A 25,002-nucleotide genomic window follows, 5' to 3' on the forward strand; every position below is an offset into this window, starting at 1 on the left:
TAAAGGAGGCCAGTCTGCCTAGCCTATCTTGAATTGGCAAGTATCGCTGCGTATATCAATAAGAACCCGCTAAGGGGTCAGTGCAAACTTAGCCACTATGGGGTTGTGATCTGACGCCTTAGTCTTAAATGACTCGGCTTCAAGTAACGTTAAGCCGCGGTAATAAAGGTGATCCAACGGTAAGCCAAAGACTCTGTGCCTATGATCAATATGATACTTAGCTTCTTTCAATTTAAGCCGCTCAGTAAGCTGAGCGACAACGCGTAACCGCCCCTCTCGCCAAGTATTAAAGTCACCGGCAAGCACCACCGGCCCTTGGTGTAGCGCTACTTTTTTAATGATCTGCTCCCACTGAGCTTGGTAAGTATCAAGGCGCCAATCAAAATTCACCCCATGTAAATTAATCACCAATAAAGATTGATCATTCGACAGCCGATATTGAGCAATTAAGGTCGATTTAGCAAAGCGGATAAGCGGTTCTCGGGCTTGAAAAGCACAGGCTTCATAGGCCGATTGCCAAGAGAGGTTCATCACTCCCATGGGCACATTCAACCACTTAAACCCTTTTGCCATCACTACATGTTGTTGCTGTTGTTGTAAATAGCCGGCAAAACGCCGCGTTAAACGCGCCTCTTGTAATAGTACTAACTCGCTTTGAGACGTCAGTTGTTGCAACACAGCCTGCCATTGCGGTTTTTGTTGTTTATAAATATTCCATACCGCGATATTGAGTAAGCCCTCTCTGTCTAATGCCTCTGACGAAGCGGCATGCTGGCATTGTGACACAAACATCGGCTCAACTTGGCTCATCATCACCTCGGCACTTCCATTAAGCTGCTGCACGACAACAACATAACACAATGGCAATAGAAGCATTATGGCCCCTAAGCCTACTTTTACTCGTGTTGAAACCAATCACTTTCCTTACTTAAGCCTATAATTCACTCGAATTTGTGTGTATAGCTACGTTTTATTATGATTAATCAGTACAATCAAGCATAGCGTGCTCCATTACAACAACCAAGGCTAAGTGCCACACAATTATGGAAAATTTTTATCAAATACTGACCATTGCGGGTGTACTGCTCTATTGGTTAACACTGGGAGCGGTGGCTGTACGTGTAGTGATTAAACGCCGCACCATTGGGGTGTCATTTTCTTGGTTACTGGTTATCTACTTTCTTCCCTTTATCGGTATTGTTGCTTACATGCTGTTTGGCGAGTTGCACTTAGGGAAATCAAGGGCCAGCCGGTCTAAGGCGATGTTTAGGCCCTACGGCCAGTGGTTTGCCAAACTGTACCAGCATCCTCAACACCAACCACACTGTCAAAGTCACTACGGTGTTTCGATTAGTAAATTGTGTGACAGCCAACTGGCTATTCCCTCTCTAAGCGGCAACAACCTGTTGCTACAACATACGCCAGAGCAGATCTTAAACTCAATCATTGCCGATATCGATGCCGCCCAACAGAGCGTCATCATGGAGTTTTATATTTGGCATCCAGGTGGTAAAGCCGACAATGTGGCCCAAGCCCTGATCAGCGCAGCCCTTAGAGGAGTGAAGATAAAGCTGCTGCTTGATGCTGCCGGTAGCCGCCAATTTTTCAAATCCAAATGGCCAAGTCAACTACGCAGTCATGGCATTCAAGTCGTCGGCGCATTAGCTGTGAGTCCACTGAGAATGTTCTTTCGGCGTCTGGATTTACGTCTGCATCGAAAAATTGTGGTTATCGATAATACCATTGCTTATACCGGCTCAATGAACCTCATCGATCCGCAATACTTTAAGCAAACTCAAGGTGTGGGCCAATGGATTGATGTCATGGTACGTATCACAGGGCCCGTGGTGCCAGTTGTCAGCGCAGTGAGCGCGTGGGACTGGGAAGTGGAAACCAACCAGCGCGAGTTGCCTCAGCAACCTATTGATGGGCATTTATTGCCCTGTTCAACCTCTCTGGTACAAGTGATCCCATCGGGGCCGGGGATGCCAGAAGAGGTGATCCATCAAGTGTTGCTGCAAAGTCTTTATGAAGCTCGACGCAAAATTGTTATCACCACCCCCTACTTTGTGCCCAGTGAAAACTTACTCGACGCATTGGCTACCGCCGCTCACCGCGGCGTCGATGTGAATATTATCATTCCACGTAAAAACGACTCCACCATGGTGAAATGGGCCAGTCGCTCTTTCTTTGGTGAGTTGCTTAAAGCGGGGGTTAAAATTCATCGATTTCATGGCGGTCTACTACACACCAAATCGGTAATGATCGATGATGAACACTGCCTTATCGGCACAGTTAACATGGATATGCGCAGTTTATGGCTTAATTTTGAACTCACGCTTGCTGTTGATGATGTCGTTTTTGCCGCTAAATTAGCCCAATTACAACAGCAATATATTGATAATGCTGAGCAGCTCAATTTAACTCGCTGGCAAAATAGAGCGCTTTATAAACGCTTTATTGAACACCTATTTTATCTGTTTAGTCCCTTGTTATGATATGGGGGCGTTACATCCATTATCCGATGAATAGCCTAGCTAAGAACCTTTAAAAATGCTCATATCTGCACTTTCATTAGTTAATTTCAGGCAAAAAAATACCTGCTCATAGCAGGTATTTTTAACAGTAAAACTAATAAGAATTTAGTTTTGTTTTCTGACAAACTGCGATTTCAACATCATTTGACCATTGCCATCAACTTTACAGTCGATATCGTGATCACCATCGACGAAACGATTAATGACAGCTTTAGTACCGACTTTAAGTACCAGTGAAGAGCCTTTCACTTTAAGATCTTTGATCAACGTGACCTTATCACCTTCGGCCAATAGGTTACCCACAGCATCTTTTAAGATGATGGCATCTGGATCAACGATCTCTTCGTTGGGATTCCATTCATTCGCACACTCAGGGCAGATCAATAGCGTGCCATCTGAATACGCATAAGGAGACTCACATTTTGGGCATGGTGGGATTATATCGCTCATCACTAATTCTCTTTAATTTACAAAATATAACAGTCAAAGCTTTATCTATAGCAATAATCGCCTCGCATACATGATGCCTTTGACGTTCGCTCTGACCAAAAATGATAATAGTATTATAATAAAATTATCATGTTTCAGCTAGCCAACTTTGGTGACAATGCTGTAAAACTAAATTAGCTTCTCACTTTGGGATTATGAATCGGCTTTTGTTGACCATAGCTCACATCATACTGCTCAAGGTAGCCACGAATAAGCTGGCGCACCACTTGCGATGGGGTTAAATCTTGAGACGCGCAAAGCTGCTCAAAAGCTTGTTTCTTGGCGGGATCGAGTAATACGGTAAATCGCGCTGTTTTATTTTCCATTGAGAGTAGACCTACACCTAAACATTATCATCTGATTATAATCAATCCCCCCTTGAATGCCTACCATTGCAATAAGTTGACTCTAAAAAGACAACTATTCAGACGAGTTAATCAGTAATGTATATTGACATCGCGTCTACAAGCTTGAATGACCGATTCAGATAGATCGGAGGCACTAAAAGAGCTAGGTGTGGCTAGGGAGCCAATAGGTCGATAGCGAGCAGAACAGGAAGATATTCGAACAAGAAAAGGTAAAGAGAAAGTGGTGAAAATTACGAAAAGGCACCAAACAAAAACGGGAACCAGTAAGTTACTGATTCCCGTTCTTTTAATTTGGCGGTGAGAGAGGGAGTCGAACCCTCGATACGTTACCGTATACACACTTTCCAGGCGTGCTCCTTCGGCCACTCGGACATCTCACCGTATCATCAACTTTATCGGATCCTTAGGATTCGATGCGGCTAACGGAGCGACACTTTACGCAAATCACTAAACAGGGTCAAGCAATAAAACAACAGCGTCAAGCATTTGCATAATAGTTCACCAGTTCCCCTATTTCCCTGTCCTATTCTGGTCAGGCTCTGGTTAAAATATCTAAGATCTGTTCTGTAGGGCACAAAATGATGCATATGCAAATCATCAGATGAAAACCTAAATCGCCCGCCCTACTCACTAGCAAGTGAGTTACTTAAATTTACTTACGAGTTGTGACATCGCACTGACATCGTTAAGTAAGGCTTCATTAAGTTGACTGAGCTTATCGGATACATCATGGGTGTTACGATAAATCTCACTTATCTTCATCGCATTTTGATTCACCTCTTCAGAGACTGCCGACTGTTGATGTGTTGCCGCGGCGATCTGTTCGTTCATGCTATCGATGACACTGACCTCACGCACAATACGCACTAATTCTTCACCTGCGCGGCGAGACTCCACAACACTGGTTTCAGCTCGCGCCTTGCCCGCTTCCATCGTTTTTACCGCTAGGCGAGCGCCTCGCTCTAGGCGCTCTGTCATGCTGCGAATATCTTCTGTCGAACTCTGTGCCCGTTGAGCCAGACTTCTGACTTCATCGGCCACCACAGCAAACCCACGGCCCATCTCACCAGCACGAGCCGCTTCAATAGCGGCATTAAGTGCCAATAAATTGGTTTGCTCGGCGATGCCACTGATCACGCTAAGCACATCGACAATCCCTTTAATATCTTTATCAAGGTGATTAATGGCGAGCGCCGCTTCATCAATTTCAATCGCCAACTGATTGATAGACTGAGCCGTACGTTCCACCTCCTGACTACCCTCTTGGGCTTCTTTATTGGCTTTTGCAGACGCTTCTGATGCTTGCACCGCATTTTGAGCAATCTCTTGCACCGTGGCACTCATCTGCGTCATTGCAGAAGCAACTTGATCCACTTCACTATGACCTTGAGTGACATCTTCGCGCATATTACGCGCGTAGCCCTCCATCTCTTGACAAGCATCGAGCAAGCCTTTGGTATTAGTGCGCACCGAACCGATAACCGTATCAAAATCAGCCATCATATGGTTAAACGCTTGCCCCAACTGCGCAATCTCATCACGTCCAACAATATCGACCCTTACGCTCAAGTCAAAATGTTGCTGCGATTCGGTCACTTTATTATATAGGCTGCGTAGTGAGCCATGTAGATAACGGCCAATAAGCAATGACAACAAAATCACGATTAAACCAGAGGTCAGCATCAACACGATGGCGCTGATCATCAAGGTGGTGGCTTGAGTCAAAGCACTACGAGTATCGGCAAGCAGATCGCTAGATAAACGCTGTTCAAATTGCCGAAGGGCTTCTATTCTCGCGGTCGACTTGGCAAACCATTGAGGTGAGCTGTTGGCTTGTAATTGCTGTGGGTCTTGGCTAAATGCAATGCTACGTAACTGGTTAACCTCGGTAAATACTGAAGAGTTAGCAAGTTGTTGATACGCCATTTTAACTTTAGGTGTCGCCAATGCCAAAAAGCGCTCTTTATAAGTATTTTGCTCTGATACTAGTGTCGCAAATTTAAGAAACATATTGGGCTTAAAACTGGGGTTACCAAACGTGGCACTCAATACGGCTCGTTCGATACCAGCACGCTCCTTCATCTGCAAATAGGCAGCGAAACTAGCAGATTGAATGGCAATAGCGCGGCTATCCCCCTGCTGACTGGCGTGGTCGACAATCGCTAATAATGCCGTATTGAGGTCGCTATAATACTGCACCTCCTCTGCCACACTAATGGTCTGTTGATCGATACGGCGGCGCACCTCATCGAGTTGACTCAGCATACTGTTAACGCTGTTCATCTGAGTTGCAAAATCAGGTGGGATCGCATGGTTTAAGGTAAAGGATCTAAATGTATCAACTTGTTGATCGCTTAGCTGACGTTGACTAGGCAACTTATCGGCAAATGCTTGACCTTTTGATCCAAGAAATCCGGCGCTCATGCCGCGCTCTTTTTGCAATTCATGGACTAAATTACTGTTCACTTGTGAAAACTCAGCCAGAGTTTCTATTTGACTCAGTCCTTGTTGCATTTGATATTGACCATAAACAACATATAGGCCAAAAAATAATGCCCCAAGGATAGGCGGCACGATAACAAGTAACAGTTTATTTTTAATTGAAAGATTGCTTACCCATTGCATATTCATGATTGGTTATCCCTAACGCCGCATATTTTAAGCCATAGTATTAACATCTGATTAAGACACTCCGTAATATGATCCACTGGATCGCTGCATGAGGTCTTGGTTTATAAACACTAGCACACAATCCAAATGTAATGAAAATGCTAACAAAACATAGGCTAAAGCCAACCCAATGAGACAGTGTTACTTAACCCTTCAGTATTGAAGTGCAATGCGCCTCTGTTCTAGCACTGCGCGGCATTAGAACAAATTCAGGCATAAAAAAAGCGCCTTTAAAGGCGCTTTTTTTGCTTAATATCAAGTTTACTTAACTGTTGGATAATTTACAGCCTTATTGACCACTTTTCAGCTGCTCCATGGCGGTGTTAGGCATTACCTTTAATTTGCATATTTAACGTTTTGGCAAAGTTGAGCATTCTGTCTAAAGGCAACAACGCCCTTTGACGCAAGGACTCATCGACAAATATCTCATGTTGTGCGCTGTCACTGTCACTTAACGCTGCCTCAATGGCTTGTAGGCCGTTCATCGCCATCCATGGGCAATGGGCACAACTTCGGCACGTTGCTCCGTTACCACCAGTGGGCGCCTCGATTAATGTCTTGTTAGGTGCAGCTTGCTGCATCTTATAGAAAATGCCTTTATCGGTTGCCACTATAAAGGTGTCGTTATCCATTGATTGTGCAGCTTTAATCAACTGGCTGGTTGAGCCCACTGCATCGGCTAACTCGACCACACTGGCGGGTGACTCAGGATGAACTAACACGGCTGCATTTGGATGCAGTGCTTTAAGCTCACGCAAGGCCTTGGCCTTAAATTCGTCATGGACAATACACTCACCTTGCCACATCAACATCTCGGCGCCAGTTTGCTTGGCAATGTAACTGCCTAAGTGTCTGTCTGGGCCCCAGATGATTTTTTTACCTTCGCTATCTAGATGCTCGACAATTTCCAGTGCAATACTAGATGTGACCACCCAATCGGCGCGGGCTTTGACCGCTGCAGACGTATTGGCATAAACCACTACGGTATGATCGGGATGAGCATCGCAAAAAGCACTGAAGGTTTCGATGGGACAACCAACATCCAATGAGCAAGTTGCATCAAGGGTGGGCATTAAGACGGTTTTTTCTGGGCTCAAGATTTTTGAGGTTTCGCCCATAAATTTAACCCCAGCTACAATCAATGTCTTAGCTGGATGATCGCGCCCAAATCGCGCCATTTCAAGTGAGTCAGATACACAACCGCCAGTCTCCTCGGCTAATGCCTGGATCTCTGGGTCGGTATAGTAATGGGCTACTAACACCGCGTCCTTTTCTTTTAAAAGCTGCTTAATACGCGCCTTATAATGCTGTTTTTGCTCATCATTTAGCGGAATAGGTTTAGCGGGAAATGGATATTGAATGTTTGCAATACTTGGAGCTAACTGACTCATGCTTAAACCAAAAGTAGTGGATTAATTTGCGTTATTATACTTAATTCGGGCCAAAGATTAATAGCATTAAAAAAAAAGAGCGCTAGGCGCTCTTTTTCAAAAAAACCTTTTGTTAATGCATGGCCAGCAGCATCTCTTGAGGCTGCTCAAGATACTGTTTCCACAAGTTACAGAAGCGCGCAATCGTACCGCCATCGATAACGCGATGATCACCCGACCAACTGACTTGCATGATCCTACGGGCCTCCACCTCGCCCTGCGCATTAAAGCGCGGCAACGTTTGCAGTTTACCCAGCGCCACAATCGCTACCTCAGGTTTATTAATAATAGGCGTTGCGACGGTGCCGCCTAATGCACCAATATTAGAGATAGAAATGGTGCCACCTTTAAGATCCTGCGGGCTCACCCTGCCACTTCTCGCATCTTTAGTTAACCGAGTGATCTCACTGGCCACGTCAAGAATCGATTTAAGCTGCACATCTTTCACATTAGGCACCAATAAACCCACTTTCGAGTCGACCGCCATGCCTATATTGTGCGAAGCAAAGAAAGTCTGCTCGGTGCAGTCGTCATTCACGCGGCTATTAATATCGGGGAATTGACTTAAGGCCAGCGACATCGCTTTCATAAAAAACGGCATCATAGTGAGTTTTAACTCATCGCTAGAATAACGCTGCTTCAACGATTCGCGCAGGGCAACTAACTCAGTTAAGTCTAACTCTTCACAATAGGTGAAATGCGGTATGGTCGATACCGACTCCATCATCATCTTCGCCATCACGGCGCGAACGCCACGAATAGGTTCGACTCGCTCAGGTAGATGGCTCACAGGTGTGGCGATCTGCTCGGCGCTGCTGGCAGCTTTAGCCGCTTTGGCTTTAACCGCTTCGCCACCACGATAACGCTCGACATCTTCTTTATAGACGCGGCCATGTTTGCCTGTACCAGGCACTTTGGCTAAATCAATATCATAACTGCGCGCCAAACGTCTTACCGCTGGGCTGGCGAGTGCTTTACCATTGCTTGGTAATGTCCCCTCGACGTCTAAGGTGTCATTATCTGTCGCCGCATTATGAGCACTAGCGGCATGCGATGGCGACATAGCTTGAACTGCAGGCGCCGACTCCACCTCCACTTCGATAGCAAATAGCGGTGAATGCACTTGAGCCAGTTTGGCCTTTGCGATAATGCAGTTTGACAACCTTGCCACTTTTTATGGCTGGAATTTGCACCAGTGCTTTGTCGGTCATGACATCGGCAATGGGTTGGTCTTCAACCACCATGTCGCCTTCTTTGACTAACCAATCCACTAATTCACATTCGACAATCCCCTCGCCAATATCAGGCAGTAAAAACTCTTCAATGGCGGTGCCCACTGCGCTTGTGCTGGCATTATCTTGCGATGAATTATTTTGAACGTTAGCTGAGTTAACGGCCGCTTCCTCCGATGATTCAGTCTCAGCAATATCATCCAGCTCCACCGAGTAGAGTGGTGCATGCACTTTCGCGACATCGCCTTTTTTGTAATGAAGTTTTTTGATAATACCTGCATGGGGTGCGGGAATTTGCACTAAGGCTTTGTCGGTCATGACATCGGCAATGGGTTGGTCTTCAACCACCATGTCGCCTTCGCTTACCAACCATTCGACCAGTTCGCACTCAACGACCCCTTCACCTATATCGGGTAAAATAAATTCTTTAATCATGCCTGCGCTCCTAATATTTCATCGATGCTTTGATCGCTTCAAACGTTTTGAGCGCATCTGGCATATATTCTTTTTCGTGCACCAAGGGGTAAGGCGTATCTAGGCCACACACTCGGCTAATAGGAGATTCAAGATACAAGAAACACTCTTCTTGAATCGTGGCAGCAATTTCACCAGCGAAACCACCGGTTAATGGCGCTTCGTGATTGATGAGCAAGCGACCGGTTTTCTTAACTGACGCCGCGACGGTCTCAACATCCCATGGGGCAAGTGTACGTAAATCGATGATTTCGCATGAAATGCCCTTTTTGGCTGCCATCGAAGCTGCATTTTCGATGATCTCCATCTGCGCCCCCCAAGCCAGTAAGGTGATATCGGTGCCCTCTTTAACCACTTCAGCTTTACCTAGCTCTATCTCATAGGCGCCTTCAGGGACTTCACCGACACTGGCGCGGTACAAGCGTTTAGGCTCGAAAAACACCACAGGGTTGTTGTCGCGAATAGACGCTAATAATAACCCTTTAGCCTGATAGGCATTTCGTGGCACAACCACTTTTAAGCCTGCGGTTTGAGTGAAATAAGCTTCAGGTGATTGCGAATGATAATGACCACCAGCGATACCTCCGCCATAAGGAGTGCGGTAAGTGATGCCACCGACGTTGAATTCGTTACCACTGCGATACCTAAACTTGGCCGACTCGTTGACGATTTGGTCAATGGCAGGAAAGATATAATCGGCAAACTGAATTTCGGCAATCGCGGTCATGCCGTTTGAGGCTAAACCGTTAGCAAAACCGGCAATGCCTTGCTCGGTCAGTGGGGTGTTAAAACAGCGATCGCGGCCAAATTTTTCCTGTAAGCCTGAGGTGGCACGAAATACGCCACCAAAGTGGCCTACATCTTCACCAAACAATACCGTTTTTTCGTCGGTTTCCATTGCAATGGTTAAGGCATCATTGATGGCTTGTAACATATTGATCTTTGCCACGATTTAGACTCTCCCTGCGCTATTTGGATAGGACTCTGGATATTTTTTAATATGTTGTTTAAGATTTTTGAGTTGCTGTTCGAGACGCGGCGTTGGCGTGTCATACACATCGGTTATCAGTTCATCTATGGTCACGACAGGCAGCTTTTCAGCCACTTTAACCGAGGCTAACACCTCTTGACGATATTTGTCATACAGTGCGCTGTCATCGCTTTCGGTTAGCCAACCTTTATTGATCATCCACAATTTAAAACGCTGCACGGGATCATGCTGTTGCCACTTCGCCTCTTCCTCTTTGGAGCGATAGCCAGAGGGATCATCAGACGATGAATGTGCGCCTAAGCGATAGGTCATCGCTTCAATGAGTACTGGCGCATTATGCTCTAGCGCATAGGCTCTGGCTTGCTGGGTAGCGGCAAGCACAGCTAACATGTCGTTACCATCTACGCGTATGGTGTGCATACCATAGCCCACCCCTCGGCTAGCAATACCATTGCCGGCAAACTGCTCACTGGTCGGCGTTGAGATGGCATAGCCGTTGTTACGACAGAAAAAAATCGTCGGCGACTTGAGCACGGCGGCCATATTCAATCCGGCGTGAAAATCTCCTTCAGAGGCGGCACCTTCACCGAAATAACAGATAGCAACATTACGTTTACCCTGCATTTTAAGGCTATAACCGACCCCAGTGGCTTGTGGTATTTGCGTCGCCAGTGGCGATGAAATGGTTTGATAATGTAAGGCACTGCTACCATAGTGAATCGGCATTTGACGGCCTTTGCCCAGATCTTTTTCATTACTGAACATCTGGTTCATAAACTGCTCGGTGGTAAATCCACGGTAACGCAGCGCGGCATGCTCACGGTATTGCGCTAAGATAACATCTTCATCATCGAGCGCCGCGACGCTGCCAACGATAGAGGCTTCTTCACCGGTGCAAGTCATGTAGAAGCTGATGCGGCCCTGACGCTGTGCACCTAACATACGTTCGTCGAGTACTCGGGTGAATACGCACGTGTCATGAATTTTTTCAGCTAAGGCTTGGTCAATCACAGGTAATACCGCTTCTTCAAACGTGGTGCCGTCTGCTTGAAGGATCTTTAACATCGGGATTGACAGCGAATCCTTATCAAGAAAGCTGACCCTATGGACAGTTTCTGTTGTGCTCTTAGTGTTGCTCATACTATTCTCTTATCAGCTGAGTTTTCTTGTTATTTATTTGCCAGCGATTAAGCGTAACACTTAATCACTGGCCATTATTATGCTTCACACGTGAGGTTTAAATTACGTTAACGTAAACTACCTATCAAGCCCAACATGTTTAAAGGGGATAACTAGCATCTAACATTGATGTATATATAGCTTTACAATCCTTAGCGCGCTAAGGCTTTAGTCAACCCGATAATCCGCTGCGGGCACCAAACAGAGCACCGTTCTTTGCCCAACGGGCACATTGGCATTAGGAAACACGATAGACTCGAATGCAGCATCGACCTTAACCTCTGCCCCCCCCTCTTTAGCTAACACATAACCTTTAGGAAACGCGGTAAAGTTCTCCACGTCATTGGCAAACGTAAACTCAAAATCATCATAACCCTTATTGATAGAGCGATTAACTTGATAGAGGTTTAGCTGGCTAGGATCGAATGCAGGTAATGCCAAAGGCTCACCTTTAATTAATTGAATTAGCATTGTTTTGAGCGCAATAAAGCGTGTCATATCATTTTGGCCCATCGGCATAACCTTGCCAAGTTCGATAGTAAACGCATGGGCTTGATAATTATGAGCAGAAAAATAACTAAAGGTGGTGGTTGGCTCATGGTGAAATAACACTGTTTTAATACCACAAGCGGCTAAAAACATCAGTTGTTCACCACTATAAGGCGCACCTTGACGGTAGGGATAAATGGCAAATTTTTCATGCTTGGAGCCGCGAATAGCGGTGTGTAGGTCGTAGTGATATCGCGGCGAGTTAGGCTGACCGCCAGTAAAGAAGCGATCGACATAACGTTCAAGCTTCTTGGCTCTCACACGCTCGGCGTTGATGAGTCCTTGCCCACTGGAGTGCGCCCCACTAAAAAGCCGGTTAAGGTTTTCTTCGACAAAACGGGTGCCATTTAAAATAGCCGCAGGGTTACCAATTAAAAAGAGTAACCTTTGCTGCGTGATGATTTGACCGCTGAGCAACTGAGTGATCAGCGTGTTACACAGTTCAATGGGCGCGGTTTCATTACCGTGTATGGCACTGGACAATACAATATTTTTGACTGGTGCATCGCCGCAAGATAAAGGCTCAAATGCAATCACGCCGGTATCCCAAACATGTACGCGGGTATGTTCACCTATGGTAAAGGTCAACGGCTCTGGGATAGATTTTGGATTTGCGAGGGTAAATTGCAAAAAGTCATTCGACAGATTTAGTGCTTGTGGCACACAAAACTCCTTACATTATTCATACCTTACAGATCATGTTGATCTGCTGTAATAGGCATGACTCCTTGGATTTATTAGTATTATGTTTATCAAGGGCTGATAGTACCATTTAACGGATCAGACAGCCATTTGTCACCACATAATAACTCAGTAACCGATAAATTAAGCTTGCATTCTCATTCAAGCCACCACACAATAAAGCCATCTAGACGTCTATTTTAGTTGTAAGGTGATGCTAAGCGCTTCATCCTCTACCGGTGAATAGGCATATCAATTAAAAGTCATGAGGTGTACAAATGGCTATAGCCACATTTGGTGCTGGTTGTTTTTGGGGTGTTGAGTACTTTTTCAGACAAATTGAAGGGGTGACAGCAGCAAGCTGTGGTTATATGGGCGGTGACGATAAGCGCACCACTTACGAGCAAGTCAAACAAGGTAATAGCGGTCACGCTGAAGTGGTTCAAGTTGAATATGACGAACACCAAGTTAGTTACCAACAACTGTTAGCCGTATTTTGGTCTAATCACAACCCGACCATGCTCAACATGCAAGGCGGTGACATAGGCCATCAATATCGCAGCGCGATCTTTTTTTACGATCAGCAGCAAAAAGCGGCCGCTGAGCAATCGAAACTTGCCTTAGCGCGAAGCGGAAAATGGGGGGAGCGCCAAATTGTCACAGAAATCGTGCCAGCGATGCCGTTTCACCGCGCCGAAGAGTATCACCAAAACTACTTAGAAAAGAATAAGCTACCCAGTTGTCACTTGACCTATTAAGTAGCCGTTAATCGCAGTATTTAGCCTGCTCTGCTATTCTTAGAGCCACTTTCAGTAAGTTACTCTTGATCGGAGCAGCGAGATAGTACGTTTGTTTTATCCAAAAAAAGCGGCTGCTAACCTATTAGGTTATTAGCCGCTTTTTGGTCTCATCTGTAAGGCAATTCAATCAGTTATCCATCATGGCCATTTATGTAACGGCCTAACCTGTACTGCAGCCTACCTAATGTTAGGATCACGCGGGCTAACTAAGCCTTAGTTGCGCCCTGCACCAGCAAAAGCTAGAGCAGAGTTATCACTAGGCCGTTATTTTGGCAATGATGGTTTGCTCTGCCGGTAACAAGGCTTGCATCGATGCACGCGCCTTAACCCGTAAATATAAGGCACTCAAATATGGCCAGCGCGCCGCATCTATCGTCTCACCAGCGTGCTCCATATTCACCATCTGACAACTGAAAGCCAGATCGGCTAAGGTGAGCTTTCCCGCGACAAAATAATCATTACCCGCTAACTGCTGTTCGAGGTAATCGAAATGGCTCGGTAATTTTTCTGTCAGCGTTAATTGCACAGCGGCTTCGTCACACTCTTTACCCATGCTTTTTTGGATAATGCGTTGTGAAAAAACGCTAAAGGTGGTTAATGGTGCCAGCTCATCATCGGCATATTTAGCTAACCAGCGCACTCGCGCATTTTGCTCGGCATTGTCGCCGAGCAAGCTTGTTGCTTGCGGATATTGCTCTTCAAGGTATTGGCAGATCACACTCGAATCTGCCAAGGTGAAATCACCATCTTTAATAGCAGGAATACGGTTAAGCGGGCTTATCTCTTTATACCAAGACGGCTGATCAAACGGCGAAATTATCTCTAATTGATAATCCAGCGCCTTTTCGGCCAAGCACAAACATACTTTACGCACAAAAGGCGACAGCGGCACACCATAGACTATCAGACTCATCGTAAACCCTCAGTTAATTTAGAATTAGTTAATTTAAAAACGAGCCATGCTATACACCTTAAGCTACGAACACAAGGCCCAGTAATCACATCGGCTTCACCACTAAAATAACAAACAGCCATATCTTTTGGTGCATCTTCAAATTGGATGGGAGAAGCCTTAATCCTAAACCGTATAACGCCGCATTAAAGTGTAAGAGCCCCCCACAAAGGTACGGCAAACGGCACGGCTACAACAATAATAAAAGGTCTTAGGTACACGTTTGAGTTTAGCCAGAGAGCGGCATAAAACCTCCTGATTTCATGCTCAATCAAAGCTTAGTCGGAGGCTAATGTCTATGTCATTAACTATGGATATCGGTTTTTATGTGGAATGGGATCCCACGCCACTATTTAAAACGAAGCTTAAAAATGATTAAAGTAAAGAGTAAAATCCGAGCTGAGTGGCCGTCATAATAGATTAACACTGACTAGCGCTAGCTAAATAGGCCTTTAACAACCTGAGGTGACTTGCTCATAATTTGGCGTTTTATAATGCTCTTGGCTGAAACCATACTTGAGATAACATTTAGAATCGACCATCTCTTGTATGCTAGTTGCGCCAAACGCCGGCGCACCTCTTGGGGTGAAATAGGCTTGAGCATAAACGCCAGAAGAAGCTAACACGGTCCAGTCAGCTTCATCAATGTTCATGACTTGATAGATATTCCACTTGGTTGCCTGGATACGACCATAATGCAGGCTGACCTTTTTGCCATTGATGATCAGTGATGAATCCACTTGATTATGGATATCGTTGAAAGCCAGCTCTTCCTTACCTTCGAGTGCGGCTTTAGAAAATACCAATTTATTAGCGGTTTTCAATTCGCCCTCCATATCTTGAATCTCTACGATTAAGACCTCACTTGTCACGCCAATAAATTTAGGAACAGCGACCACGGCTAAAATGCCAAGAACAATGATCACAACAACAAGCTCAATAAGGGTAAATCCTGATGATTTCATAATAAGACTCATTTTAGGTGGCATTATTAACTAGGGTGTTAGGTTACTACGGCGTTATCGATAAGTTTAAATTGATTTTAGTTGATTTTAGATAATTTTACCTAAGCAAAAAGGTATCTAGGAAACCAGTGGCGATTCACAGTTTGCAAACGGAAAAGTCTTATCTTTACTGGGTGCGCTATCTCATCAGCTATAGCCAAGTTCAACGAGCATTAAGAGTCGCCACAAAACAGGCTCAGGTGGGTAAGCGAGTCACAGCCCATGCTTTCAGGCATTCGTTCGCGACTCAACTTCTACAACATGGAACAGATATAAGAACCATACAAGAACAGCTTGGACATAAAGATCTTAAAACCACCCAGATTTATACTCATGCAGCGGGTATCAACCAAACCGGCATCGTCAGCCCACTGGACAGATAAAACCTAAATCTTGTCATTAGGATCGAACTGAAATTTTGCCTTGTTTAAAATTTAAAGTTAACCCTAGGGTCAAGTCGCTATCATAAGCGAGTACAAGTAGTGGTCGTACAAATAGCAAAAAACCCGTTATCTTTCGATAAGGCCTTTTGTTTTAATGTGGTAAAGAGATAGCTGACTTTAAACAATAGGAACCCGAGGGTTCAAGTCGCTATCTTTAACTAGTAATAATAGCGGAAGTACAAATAGTGATAGTACAAACAGCAAAAGCCCGTTACCTTTCGATAAGGCCTTTTGTTTTAATGTGGCGAAGAGATAGCTGACTTTAAACAATAGGAACCCTAGGGTTCAAGTCACTATCATAAGCGAGTACAAGTAGTGGTCGTACAAACAGCAAAAAGCCCGTTATCTTTCGATAACGGGCTTTTTGTTTTAATGTGGCGGAGAGATAGGGATTTGAACCCTAGATGGGCTATAAACCCATGCCGGTTTTCAAGACCGGTGCATTCGACCACTCTGCCATCTCTCCTAACGCCGCGAATAATATAGCGCGCTTTAATCGATGTAAAGTAAAAATGGTATTCGCGGCATCAACTGCTTAACTAACCATCAACTAAGGGGCATCACTGACTTTCAACTATGTTTAAAGAACATGATGGCCCTGAATGATCAATGCGATTAACTTTCGTCGCTGTTAATACCAACGCGAGAGTTATCGGGTGTTGCCAGTTCTTTACTCAACTTTTTTCTTAATTCGCCCCAGCTATTTAAACGGCGCATTTTATATCCAACCAGCACACCTAGCGACGATACCACAATCGCAATAGCTATGGTCACTTCGGCATGTATTGCCCATATCGCAACAATTGATGATGCACCAAACGCTAAGCTTATCTGCAAAAAGTTCTGTAAACCTGCCGCCTTCGCTGAAGCTTGCTTAAAGACCTGCAGCGCACAATTAACCACAATAGGATAACAAGCACCATTAGCCGCCGCTAATACCGAAAAGATGCTCAACAAAGGCCAAATGGTGTCGGCCTGCATCACTAAGGTGCTAAAGGCGATCCCAGCAACACACATGCCAAACAGTAACAATAAAATAGTTAAGGTCTGCTCAGTACCGATTTTGCGAATAAGCACTTTGCTCATGTAACCTCCCACAATAAACATGACTGTTTGAGGTATAAAGCTCAGGCCAATTTCAGTGGCTTGGTAACCGTGTTGTTCCATGGTGATTGGCCACAGCGTCAGATACGAGAAAAACGCCGCAGAGCAAGCCCCAAATATTAATACGTTACCCAGGTATTGTGGGCTCTTAAGCATATCAAGATAACTCACCCCCACCTTTGTAGGTGCTGCAGCGTTACTTTCAACTCGCTCCGATTTAACCCACATAATGGTTGCCAACATCAACAGCACTGTGAGGCCAGTCAATAGCATAAATATACTGCGCCATTCACTATGCTCTAATACATACGCACCTAGTATTGGCGCTAACGCAGGTGAGAGTGCCACCAAAGGCATAATATTACTGAACATTTTTTGTGCTTCAGTCGCTTCATATTTATCGATAACGATGGCTTGCCAAATCACGGCAGCGCTGCAGGCACCAATGGCCTGGAAGAAGCGGCCAAGATTGAACAGCCACATAGTATCACTCACCGCAACCATATAACTGGCACAACCAAACACCATTAAGCCAAATAGCAAGCTGTTACGCTTACCAAAACGCTGCACCAATGGCCCATATAATAATTGACCGATAGCCAAACCAGCTAAGAAAAAGGTCAATGAACTTGCCACATGGCTGGGGGTCGCTCCAAATGTTGCTTCAATTGCTTTGAAAGCAGGTAAATACATATCAGTTGCAACAAAACCCAACATACTCAGCAACGCAAGATAGATAAAAAACAGCAATTTTCCGCATTTATTCATAAAATTCATACATTCACACTAGTAACAAAATAACGAGTCGCGGAGTGTAGATACTTGCTTATTGGTTGTGAAGCGTTTATTTTTGCTTACAGGTTTGAAAAATTCTCACAGCAAGGACCCAAGAGTATGCTTTCAGAACAATCTATGAAACTGATCGACATGGTGGCCCGCGCGGGTAGCTTTACCGCCGCAGCCAATAAGCTGCATAAAGTGCCTTCTGCTGTGAGTTACGCCGTTAAGCAAGTAGAAGATGAGTTAGGCGTGGTGCTGTTTGAACGTCACCATCGCAGTGTTAGCTTAACGCCGGCCGGCGAGCACTTTGTTAAACAGGCTCGCCAAGTGCTCACCAAAATCGAAGACCTAAAAGACAATACTAAACGCGTGGCTAATGGTTGGCAGCCGACATTATCTATCGCGCTAGATAATATTGTCAGGGCGGATAAGATCAGTGTGTTGATTGCCGATTTTTATCGCCATTTCGACAATGTCGAGCTGATCATTCGCATCGAAGTGTTTAATGGTGTTTGGGAGTCTATCGCCACAGGTCGCAGCGACATTGCCATTGGCGCAACGACTGCCATCCCTGTTGGGGGCGATTATCGTTTTAAAGATATGGGCCATATCGATTGGACCTTCTTGGTCAGTAAACATCATCCATTAGCTGCAATAGACCGCCCTTTACTTGACGATGAACTCAAGGCCTACCCTGCCATTTGCCTTGAAGATACCTCACGAGAGATCCCCAAACGCATGACTTGGTTGCTTGAAAATCAGCGCCGCTTAGTCGTTCCCGATTGGATACGTGCAATTAACTGCTTCCGTGAAGGTTTAGGTATAGGTTATATGCCCAAACATTTTGCAGCACCTTTTATTCAGGCGGGCGCGCTTATCGAAAAACAGTTAGAGAGGCCCAAAGCCCCTAGTCCTTGCTGCTTAGCCTGGAACGATGCCAATATGTCTCCGGCCATGGCGTGGGTATTGGATTACTTAGGCGACAGTGAAAAATTGCAACGAGATTGGTTTCATTAATCATTTAGCATCAACCAATTAGTATTAATCAGCGACTAGCGCTTTTACCTCAGCGCTGGCTCAGGTATGATTTACCCATGGACATTGACTAGCGTAAAATTCTATTCACCTAATGGAACTGTTGAATATGAATGAACTCAAATAATCATTGGACACTTTTACCATTGAGTCACACTGATTAAGCAATAACGCTAAGCAAAAGTTATTTCGGGTCACTGGAGAAAAAGATGACACAAGAAACACTGTACGCAGGACATGCTTCGACAGAAGTTGTTAATAAACTGCTTAAAAATACCTATATGCTATTGTCGATGACACTCGCATTCTCTGCATTATGTGCAGGCCTCGCCATGGCGATGCAGATTGGGCTTCTATGATGTCTTTGGGATTATCCCTTGGCGGATTGGTACTGCTATTTGTCACATTAAGAAAAGCTGAATCTGCTGCAGGGCTTTTTTGGGTGTTTGCTTTTACAGGCATGGAAGGTGCGTCTTTAGGTTATATGCTTAACCACTATGCGGGCATGGCGAACGGACCTCAGTTGATCATGCAGGCTTTAGGCTTAACCTCAGTAGTGTTTATCGCTCTGTCTGGTTATGCACTAACCACTAAAAAAGATTTTTCATTCATGCGTGGCTTTTTAATTGCCGGTTTGGTGATTGCCATCGTTGCGGGTATCGCCAATATCTTTATTGGCAGCGGTACCGTATTTATGGCGCTTAACGCGGGTGTCGCATTACTGATGACAGGGTTCATTTTATATGACACCAGCCGCATCGTTAACGGCGGTGAAACCAATTATATCCGTGCGACTATCTCGCTATACTTGGATTTCTTAAACCTATTTATCTCTATTCTGCACTTAATGGGGATCGGTAACGACGATTAATTTACCGCTTAATCACCTCCCCCTTAAAGGACTGCAGCGTCTGTTTGGGGTATAGGGATAAATTACGATAGAATAGCTCCCAATTATGGGAGCTTTTTTTGCTCTATTATTGGGAATATTGATCTTCATGAGTAAAATGTTAATTCAAGTCAATCAACCCGCCTACGGTCAAAATACCAGTTTTCAAGCATTGTGCTTTGCCAAAGCGGCTATCGCTGAAGGTCATGAAATAGTGCGGGTATTCTTTTATCAAGATGGCGTATTATCAACCAATGGTTTAAATAGTCCCGCATCTGACGAATTCGACCTCACTAAGGCTTGGATAGCATTTGGCCAACAGCATAATGTCCCATTAATTAATTGCGTTTCTGCCGCATTAAGACGCGGCGTGTTATCGCAAACAGAAGCCAGCGAACAACAACTTGCCCATTGGAACTGTGATAGCCCTTTTGTTATGGGCGGTTTAGGTGAGTTGGTGACCGGTATAGAGCAGGCTGATAGAGTGGTCTGCTTTTAGTCTTGGTGCGATTAGCTCGATGCTAACGTTTCGATTTCTGCGTCTCTTTTAGGAACAAGATGAAAAAAATCACCGTTGTGTTTCGCCATGCACCTCATGGCAGTGCCAGTAGCCGTGAAGGGCTTGATTTTGCGCTGCTTAGCGCCAGTTTTGAACAACAAGTAACCTTAATATTTGTCGATGATGGTGTGCTCAATCTGCTGCCTAATCAACAGCCAGCGCAGATTGGATGCCGTGATTTTATTGCAACCTTTAAGGCTCTGCCTCTCTATGATATTGAGCAAGTGTTTATTTGCCATCAATCTTTACAGGATAGAGCACTCAACCTTGAGCACTGTGCGATAACGGTCGAACCACTAGAGCCCAAGGCGATAACCGCGCAATTACAGCTAGCCGATGAGGTGTTTGTATACTAATGATATTACATATTATTCAAACCGCGGATACCGCGCTAATCTCTTGTTTGCGCTATATGGCTGAGCAAGATACCCTGCTGCTGCGTGGCGATGCCGTCAACCTGTTACTGCAGACTCAATGGCAGCAAGCGGTAGCACAACGTAACGTACTGCTGTTGCAAGACGATGTTGAAGCTCGCGGACTTGGCGACCTGCTGGTCAATTATTCAGGTATTGCTCAACAAGCGTTTGTGCAACAAACATTGCTTCATTCAAAGGTGATAAGCTGGTGAACTACATACAATATCAAGCTGAAAAAATTGAAACAGATGCTCAAGGCTATCTTAAAAATGTCAACGATTGGCATGAGGAGTTGGCTAAGGTGATCGCCGCGGGTGAGAATATCGAACTCACGCCAGCCCATTGGGAGGTGATACATTTTGTGCGTAATTTTTATTTAGAATACAACACCAGCCCAGCGATACGTGTATTAGTTAAAGCTATTGGTCAGGCGCTCGGCGCCGAAAAAGGCAATTCAAAATACCTTTACACGCTATTTCCTGCTGGACCTTAGCCAAGCAAGCGACGAAAGTAGCAGGCCTGCCAAAACCGGCAAAATGTATTTAAATTGAGTAGCGAGTCGACTACTCACCAATAAGCAATAGCACCTTGATTCAATACAAAAAAGCCTAGCATCGCTAGGCTTTTTTATTATAGGTTTTTTAATATCACCAAGACTGCTTTACCAAATGTAGCTAGCATAACGCCAACGAAAATACAGATAATGACTACATAGGTCAGCCACTGAAAAAAGTGCCTACCGTTATCCATTAAGCCTATGTTCTCTAAGCGTTAGCCTATTTGGGTCATGCCGCCCATATAAGGACGTAACACCTCGGGTACCGTAATAGTTCCGTCGGCGTTTTGATAGTTCTCTAACACGGCGACCAAAGTACGGCCAACAGCTAAACCTGAGCCATTGAGTGTGTGCAATAATGCAGGTTTTTTGGCTGACTTGGCTTTATAACGTGCTTGCATGCGGCGAGCCTGGAAATCTTGCATATTGCTGCAAGATGAAATCTCACGATAGGTATTTTGTGCAGGCAACCACACTTCAATGTCGTAAGTCTTAGCTGCGCCAAAGCCCATATCACCAGTACATAACACCACAGTGCGATAAGGCAGCCCCAGCTTTTGTAATACGGTTTCGGCATGTTGGGTTAGGCTTTCTAGCGCCGCCATCGAATCTTCAGGCTTAACCAGTTGCACTAATTCAACTTTATCGAATTGATGCTGACGAATAAGTCCTCGCGTGTCACGACCGTATGAGCCAGCTTCACTTCTAAAACACGCGGTGTGCGCAGTAAGCTTAACGGGCAACTCATCTTCGTCGATAATGGTATCGCGTGCAAGGTTAGTCAACGGTACTTCTGCCGTTGGGATCAAGCTTAAGCCCTGCCCCTCTTCAGTAGCCGGCTTGGTATGAAACAGATCTTCACCAAACTTAGGCAATTGACCAGTGCCTAACAGACTGTCTTCGTTGACCAATAAGGGAACATAAGCTTCGGTATAGCCATGTTCATTGGTGTGCAGGTCAAGCATGAACTGCGCCAATGCACGGTGCATACGGGCAATTTGTCCCTTCATCACGATAAAGCGTGAACCGGTGATCTTAACCGCGTTTTTGAAATCAAGACCACTGTGCAATTCACCTAAATCAACATGATCTTTAACTTCAAAATCAAATTGTGTTGCTTCACCCCAGCGACGGATCTCCACATTATCATTTTCGTCCGCGCCAATCGGAGCCGACTCGTCAGGTAGATTTGGCACGCTCATCGCAATCGCGTTAAGTTCGTCAAGTAAGACTGCTAACTCTGCTTTTTTACTATCAAGCTCTGCGCCTAAATCGCCTACTTGCGCCATGATAGGTGCTACATCTTCACCCTTAGCTTTGGCTTGACCAATAGACTTTGAGATGGCGTTACGCGAGGCTTGCAACTCCTCGGTCGCCACTTGCAGCGACTTACGCTTTTCCTCTAACTGGCTTAAACGACCAACGTCAAGAATAAACCCACGGGTTGCGAGACGCTCGGCCGTTGCTTCTAATTCTGTTCTTAAAAATTTGGGATCTAACATGTTTTTAGTTTCTTAATAGTTAAATGCGAGAAAAAACCAACTGCTGCCCTATGTAAACCATGAAAAGGCATAGACAAAGGTTCAGAGCGATATTAATAAAAGCTTTCAACCACTGCCCTTGTTGAATTAATAGCAAGGTTTCATTGGAAAAGGTTGAAAATGTTGTCAGCGCCCCTAATAAACCTACAGCCACGAGTGCTTTCATTTCCGGACTGACATGACTGACTTGACCTAGCGCATAAATCACGCCCATCAAGAATGAGCCAATCATATTGACGACCAGTGTACCAAAAGGAAATGCTGAGCCAAATACCTGAATCATCAATATTGAGATCAGATAACGAAAAACAGCCCCAATTGAGCCACCTATTGCCACAAACAGTAGATTACTCATAGCGTTTCAACTCACTTTGGCTATCGAGCTGGGCTAGTAATTCGAGTTTAGCCTTAATCCGTTTTTCAAACCCATGCTCGGTTGGATAATAAAAACGACTCTGAGCTAACTCTGCAGGGAAATAACATTCACCACTGGCGTAGGATTGCGGCTCGTCATGGGCATAACGGTAACCCTCGCCTAAACCAATATCGGCCATCAATTGTGTTGGCGCGTTACGCAGATGGTTAGGCACTGGAGCTTGACCGGTTTCACGCGCTAAGGTTCGCGCGGCTTTAAAGGCAGTATAAACCGCATTACTTTTGGGCGCACTGGCTAAATACACTATGGCTTGAGCTATAGCACGCTCACCTTCAGAGGGACCCACACGGTGAAAACAGTCCCAAGCATTGAGTGCCACCGTCATTGCCACCGGATCGGCATTACCGATATCTTCAGAGGCGATGGCCAGTAATCGTCTGGCGATATAAAGCGGATCGCAGCCGCCTTCTAGCATACGGCAAAACCAATACAGCGCCGCATCGGGCGCAGAGCCGCGAATCGATTTATGCACCGCTGAAATAAGGTCATAATATTGATCGCCATTTTTGTCGAACCCAGCCAATTGCTGACCTGCCACATCAATTAACAGCGATTCACTAAAGGATTCGCCATCGGCAATCATGTCGCTCATTAGCTCAATAAGATTAAGGGCTTTACGCGCATCCCCTTCGCAAATAGTGGCTAACTTTGTCGCCACCGTATCGGGCATCTGTAACTGACGTTTACCCAGGCCGCGCTGCTCATCATGCAGCGCCTGCTGCACTATGGCTTTGATCTCATCATCAGATAAGCGTTTAATTAAATAAACCCTCGCCCGGGACAAAAGCGCGTTATTAATTTCAAATGAGGGATTTTCGGTGGTGGCGCCGATGAAAATCACCGTACCATCTTCAATAAATGGTAAAAATGCATCTTGCTGGCTCTTATTAAAGCGATGTACCTCATCAACAAATAATAAGGTGCGCTGCCCGCGAGATTGGGCGACATTTTTAGCATGCTCGATGGCGGTGCGGATCTCTTTAACCCCTGAGGTGACCGCCGAAATCCGCTCAACATGGGCGTTAGTGTACTTGGCAATTAACTCAGCTAAGGTGGTTTTGCCTGTACCGGGTGGCCCCCACAGCATCATAGAGTGGGCTCGCCCCGCCTCAAGGGCTTTGCGCAGCGGCTTTCCAGCCTCAAGCAGATGGCCTTGACCAATATATTGCTCTATGGTTTCTGGGCGCATTCTGGCCGCAAGAGGCCTAAAGTCGGGGGCAAAATCAAAGGTTAACGTTGACACAAGCTAGCCTACTTAATTGCTTTTAAGCGTTGATCGTCAATATCAACGCCTTCGGGTACCGTAAATTCAAACAGGGTCTTATCGGCATCGGTCAATGTCGCTTGTTCAGACAAGTTAAACTCACTGAGATTACCTTGCTGATCTTCAAGTTTCATAGTGTGTAAACTAGTACTGTTAAAACACACCTCAACCTTGGCGACCCCAGCATCGACATCTTTAGGCGCGATGGAATAACAGTTGTCAGCTTGGATGACCTGATATTGTTGCCAAGTATAGTCATCACGATGAACCAATAAAGCGATGGGAGATGCCTCAATAGCCTGATTTAAATCAAGTACAGACACCTCTTCGGCAAACGGATTGTAAATCCACACATCTTGACCATCAGCCACAATGAGTGACTCATCTGGTGAGGTTAAATGCCAATAAAATTGATTGGGCACGGCAAGGGCAAATGTTCCCTCGCCCTGCTGGATAACCTTACCGTTAATGTCGGTAACGGTTTGGCTAAATTGGGCTTTTAAACTATTTAAATCGCTTAGTCTTTGCTTTAAAGAGGCCGCATTATCGGCACTGGACTGCGCGGTAAACAGCAAAGGCAAGCTTAAAGCGAGTAACGAAATTCGATTCAACATCATGATTTT

General features: G+C 45.2%; 22 protein-coding genes, 2 tRNA genes and 3 pseudogenes. 9 read left to right on the forward strand and 18 right to left on the reverse strand.

Annotation, left to right across the window (positions count from 1 at the left end; all coding sequences use genetic code 11):
- Positions 1-69 precede the first annotated feature (69 nt).
- Positions 70-876 carry an endonuclease/exonuclease/phosphatase family protein gene (locus tag AC5YBZ_RS09195; RefSeq protein WP_494519066.1) on the reverse strand — a complete coding sequence of 269 codons (807 nt, stop codon included), beginning with the start codon at positions 874-876 and terminating at the stop codon, positions 70-72.
- A 167-nt stretch (positions 877-1,043) separates the two neighbouring features.
- On the opposite strand from AC5YBZ_RS09195, the gene cls reads away from it, so the two are divergent.
- Positions 1,044-2,498, forward strand: coding sequence for a cardiolipin synthase (gene cls / locus AC5YBZ_RS09200; RefSeq protein ID WP_494519065.1), 1,455 nt, complete (start codon positions 1,044-1,046; stop codon positions 2,496-2,498).
- Positions 2,499-2,642: 144 nt separating this feature from the next.
- Here cls and AC5YBZ_RS09205 read toward each other — a convergent pair whose 3' ends face one another.
- The 9 genes and pseudogenes from AC5YBZ_RS09205 to astE all read right to left on the reverse strand — a co-directional run bounded on the left by AC5YBZ_RS09205 (position 2,643) and on the right by astE (position 12,582).
- Positions 2,643-2,987, reverse strand: a complete 345-nt coding sequence (locus tag AC5YBZ_RS09205; RefSeq protein WP_110457673.1) for a zinc ribbon domain-containing protein YjdM — start codon at positions 2,985-2,987, stop codon at positions 2,643-2,645.
- Between the two features lie 173 nt (positions 2,988-3,160).
- Positions 3,161-3,352: a CopG family transcriptional regulator gene (locus tag AC5YBZ_RS09210; RefSeq protein WP_494519064.1), complete on the reverse strand. Its 192-nt coding sequence runs from the start codon at positions 3,350-3,352 to the stop codon at positions 3,161-3,163.
- A 334-nt stretch (positions 3,353-3,686) separates the two neighbouring features.
- Positions 3,687-3,774, reverse strand: a tRNA-Ser gene (locus AC5YBZ_RS09215).
- 262 nt (positions 3,775-4,036) lie between these two features.
- The gene (locus AC5YBZ_RS09220) at positions 4,037-6,025 is read right to left on the reverse strand and encodes a methyl-accepting chemotaxis protein (RefSeq protein WP_494542844.1); all 1,989 of its coding nucleotides are present in this window, start codon (positions 6,023-6,025) and stop codon (positions 4,037-4,039) included.
- Between the two features lie 362 nt (positions 6,026-6,387).
- Positions 6,388-7,455, reverse strand: coding sequence for a quinolinate synthase NadA (nadA, locus tag AC5YBZ_RS09225; RefSeq protein ID WP_494542845.1), 1,068 nt, complete (start codon positions 7,453-7,455; stop codon positions 6,388-6,390).
- 112 nt (positions 7,456-7,567) lie between these two features.
- Positions 7,568-9,161, reverse strand: a pseudogene (locus tag AC5YBZ_RS09230) (dihydrolipoyllysine-residue acetyltransferase).
- Between the two features lie 10 nt (positions 9,162-9,171).
- Complete coding sequence (locus AC5YBZ_RS09235) at positions 9,172-10,149, reverse strand: alpha-ketoacid dehydrogenase subunit beta (protein ID WP_494519060.1); 978 nt, start codon at positions 10,147-10,149, stop codon at positions 9,172-9,174.
- A gap of 3 nt (positions 10,150-10,152) precedes the next feature.
- The gene (locus AC5YBZ_RS09240; protein WP_494519059.1) at positions 10,153-11,331 is read right to left on the reverse strand and encodes a thiamine pyrophosphate-dependent dehydrogenase E1 component subunit alpha; all 1,179 of its coding nucleotides are present in this window, start codon (positions 11,329-11,331) and stop codon (positions 10,153-10,155) included.
- Between the two features lie 207 nt (positions 11,332-11,538).
- Positions 11,539-12,582 carry a succinylglutamate desuccinylase gene (astE, locus tag AC5YBZ_RS09245; protein WP_494519058.1) on the reverse strand — a complete coding sequence of 348 codons (1,044 nt, stop codon included), beginning with the start codon at positions 12,580-12,582 and terminating at the stop codon, positions 11,539-11,541.
- 296 nt (positions 12,583-12,878) lie between these two features.
- Between astE and msrA the strand changes: the two genes are divergently transcribed.
- Positions 12,879-13,358 carry a peptide-methionine (S)-S-oxide reductase MsrA gene (gene msrA, locus AC5YBZ_RS09250; protein ID WP_494523562.1) on the forward strand — a complete coding sequence of 160 codons (480 nt, stop codon included), beginning with the start codon at positions 12,879-12,881 and terminating at the stop codon, positions 13,356-13,358.
- A 298-nt stretch (positions 13,359-13,656) separates the two neighbouring features.
- On the opposite strand, the gene AC5YBZ_RS09255 is transcribed toward msrA, so the two are convergent.
- Together AC5YBZ_RS09255 and AC5YBZ_RS09260 are read right to left on the reverse strand one after the other, a co-directional pair.
- The gene (locus tag AC5YBZ_RS09255; protein ID WP_494519056.1) at positions 13,657-14,313 is read right to left on the reverse strand and encodes a glutathione S-transferase family protein; all 657 of its coding nucleotides are present in this window, start codon (positions 14,311-14,313) and stop codon (positions 13,657-13,659) included.
- A 491-nt stretch (positions 14,314-14,804) separates the two neighbouring features.
- Complete coding sequence (locus AC5YBZ_RS09260) at positions 14,805-15,317, reverse strand: type II secretion system protein (RefSeq protein WP_494523563.1); 513 nt, start codon at positions 15,315-15,317, stop codon at positions 14,805-14,807.
- Positions 15,318-15,445: 128 nt separating this feature from the next.
- Between AC5YBZ_RS09260 and AC5YBZ_RS09265 the strand changes: the two genes are divergently transcribed.
- Positions 15,446-15,739 carry a tyrosine-type recombinase/integrase gene (locus AC5YBZ_RS09265; protein ID WP_494542846.1) on the forward strand — a complete coding sequence of 98 codons (294 nt, stop codon included), beginning with the start codon at positions 15,446-15,448 and terminating at the stop codon, positions 15,737-15,739.
- Positions 15,740-16,174: 435 nt separating this feature from the next.
- On the opposite strand, the gene AC5YBZ_RS09270 is transcribed toward AC5YBZ_RS09265, so the two are convergent.
- Positions 16,175-16,265 (reverse strand) — tRNA-Ser (locus AC5YBZ_RS09270).
- 149 nt (positions 16,266-16,414) lie between these two features.
- Complete coding sequence (gene punC / locus AC5YBZ_RS09275; RefSeq protein ID WP_494523568.1) at positions 16,415-17,680, reverse strand: purine nucleoside transporter PunC; 1,266 nt, start codon at positions 17,678-17,680, stop codon at positions 16,415-16,417.
- 117 nt (positions 17,681-17,797) lie between these two features.
- Here punC and punR point away from each other — a divergent pair, with 117 nt between their 5' ends.
- The 6 genes and pseudogenes from punR to AC5YBZ_RS09305 all read left to right on the forward strand — a co-directional run bounded on the left by punR (position 17,798) and on the right by AC5YBZ_RS09305 (position 21,128).
- Positions 17,798-18,700, forward strand: coding sequence for a DNA-binding transcriptional activator PunR (gene punR / locus AC5YBZ_RS09280; RefSeq protein WP_494519052.1), 903 nt, complete (start codon positions 17,798-17,800; stop codon positions 18,698-18,700).
- A 227-nt stretch (positions 18,701-18,927) separates the two neighbouring features.
- Positions 18,928-19,589 (forward strand): annotated as a pseudogene (locus tag AC5YBZ_RS09285) (Bax inhibitor-1/YccA family protein).
- 127 nt (positions 19,590-19,716) lie between these two features.
- Complete coding sequence (gene tusD / locus AC5YBZ_RS09290) at positions 19,717-20,106, forward strand: sulfurtransferase complex subunit TusD (RefSeq protein WP_494519050.1); 390 nt, start codon at positions 19,717-19,719, stop codon at positions 20,104-20,106.
- A gap of 59 nt (positions 20,107-20,165) precedes the next feature.
- Entirely contained in the window at positions 20,166-20,522 is a 357-nt protein-coding gene (gene tusC / locus AC5YBZ_RS09295; protein ID WP_494519049.1) for a sulfurtransferase complex subunit TusC, read from the forward strand.
- Positions 20,522-20,794 (forward strand): sulfurtransferase complex subunit TusB, encoded by a 273-nt coding sequence (gene tusB / locus AC5YBZ_RS09300; protein ID WP_494519048.1) that lies wholly within the window; start codon positions 20,522-20,524, stop codon positions 20,792-20,794. Before tusC ends, tusB begins: the two co-directional genes overlap by 1 nt.
- Positions 20,791-21,128 (forward strand): annotated as a pseudogene (locus AC5YBZ_RS09305) (TusE/DsrC/DsvC family sulfur relay protein). Before tusB ends, AC5YBZ_RS09305 begins: the two are co-directional and overlap by 4 nt.
- A gap of 225 nt (positions 21,129-21,353) precedes the next feature.
- Here the strand turns inward: AC5YBZ_RS09305 and serS are convergent.
- From serS to lolA, 4 genes are read right to left on the reverse strand one after another with little or no spacing between them, the layout of a single operon-like run.
- Positions 21,354-22,640, reverse strand: a complete 1,287-nt coding sequence (serS, locus tag AC5YBZ_RS09310) for a serine--tRNA ligase (RefSeq protein WP_494542847.1) — start codon at positions 22,638-22,640, stop codon at positions 21,354-21,356.
- A gap of 19 nt (positions 22,641-22,659) precedes the next feature.
- On the reverse strand, positions 22,660-23,034 hold the full coding sequence (crcB, locus tag AC5YBZ_RS09315) for a fluoride efflux transporter CrcB (RefSeq protein ID WP_494519045.1): 375 nt from the start codon (positions 23,032-23,034) through the stop codon (positions 22,660-22,662).
- Positions 23,027-24,358 carry a replication-associated recombination protein A gene (locus AC5YBZ_RS09320; RefSeq protein ID WP_494519044.1) on the reverse strand — a complete coding sequence of 444 codons (1,332 nt, stop codon included), beginning with the start codon at positions 24,356-24,358 and terminating at the stop codon, positions 23,027-23,029. The genes crcB and AC5YBZ_RS09320 overlap by 8 nt, the downstream gene beginning before the upstream one ends.
- Positions 24,359-24,366: 8 nt before the next feature.
- Positions 24,367-24,993 carry an outer membrane lipoprotein periplasmic chaperone LolA gene (gene lolA, locus AC5YBZ_RS09325; protein WP_494521620.1) on the reverse strand — a complete coding sequence of 209 codons (627 nt, stop codon included), beginning with the start codon at positions 24,991-24,993 and terminating at the stop codon, positions 24,367-24,369.
- Positions 24,994-25,002 lie beyond the last annotated feature (9 nt).

This window comes from Shewanella sp. 553, assembly GCF_059338375.1.

Coding starts and splice junctions, on each gene's coding strand:
- tusC (WP_494519049.1), top strand. CDS start 20,166: ATGAAAAAAATCACCGTTGTGTTTCGCCATGCACCTCATGGCAGTGCC.
- serS (WP_494542847.1), bottom strand. CDS start 22,640: ATGTTAGATCCCAAATTTTTAAGAACAGAATTAGAAGCAACGGCCGAG.
- AC5YBZ_RS09210 (WP_494519064.1), bottom strand. CDS start 3,352: ATGGAAAATAAAACAGCGCGATTTACCGTATTACTCGATCCCGCCAAG.
- AC5YBZ_RS09255 (WP_494519056.1), bottom strand. CDS start 14,313: ATGAGTCTGATAGTCTATGGTGTGCCGCTGTCGCCTTTTGTGCGTAAA.
- lolA (WP_494521620.1), bottom strand. CDS start 24,993: ATGTTGAATCGAATTTCGTTACTCGCTTTAAGCTTGCCTTTGCTGTTT.
- AC5YBZ_RS09240 (WP_494519059.1), bottom strand. CDS start 11,331: ATGAGCAACACTAAGAGCACAACAGAAACTGTCCATAGGGTCAGCTTT.
- AC5YBZ_RS09195 (WP_494519066.1), bottom strand. CDS start 876: ATGCTTCTATTGCCATTGTGTTATGTTGTTGTCGTGCAGCAGCTTAAT.
- punC (WP_494523568.1), bottom strand. CDS start 17,680: ATGAATTTTATGAATAAATGCGGAAAATTGCTGTTTTTTATCTATCTT.
- nadA (WP_494542845.1), bottom strand. CDS start 7,455: ATGAGTCAGTTAGCTCCAAGTATTGCAAACATTCAATATCCATTTCCC.
- tusD (WP_494519050.1), top strand. CDS start 19,717: ATGAGTAAAATGTTAATTCAAGTCAATCAACCCGCCTACGGTCAAAAT.
- msrA (WP_494523562.1), top strand. CDS start 12,879: ATGGCTATAGCCACATTTGGTGCTGGTTGTTTTTGGGGTGTTGAGTAC.
- punR (WP_494519052.1), top strand. CDS start 17,798: ATGCTTTCAGAACAATCTATGAAACTGATCGACATGGTGGCCCGCGCG.
- crcB (WP_494519045.1), bottom strand. CDS start 23,034: ATGAGTAATCTACTGTTTGTGGCAATAGGTGGCTCAATTGGGGCTGTT.
- tusB (WP_494519048.1), top strand. CDS start 20,522: ATGATATTACATATTATTCAAACCGCGGATACCGCGCTAATCTCTTGT.
- AC5YBZ_RS09260 (WP_494523563.1), bottom strand. CDS start 15,317: ATGAAATCATCAGGATTTACCCTTATTGAGCTTGTTGTTGTGATCATT.
- AC5YBZ_RS09205 (WP_110457673.1), bottom strand. CDS start 2,987: ATGAGCGATATAATCCCACCATGCCCAAAATGTGAGTCTCCTTATGCG.
- cls (WP_494519065.1), top strand. CDS start 1,044: ATGGAAAATTTTTATCAAATACTGACCATTGCGGGTGTACTGCTCTAT.
- AC5YBZ_RS09220 (WP_494542844.1), bottom strand. CDS start 6,025: ATGAATATGCAATGGGTAAGCAATCTTTCAATTAAAAATAAACTGTTA.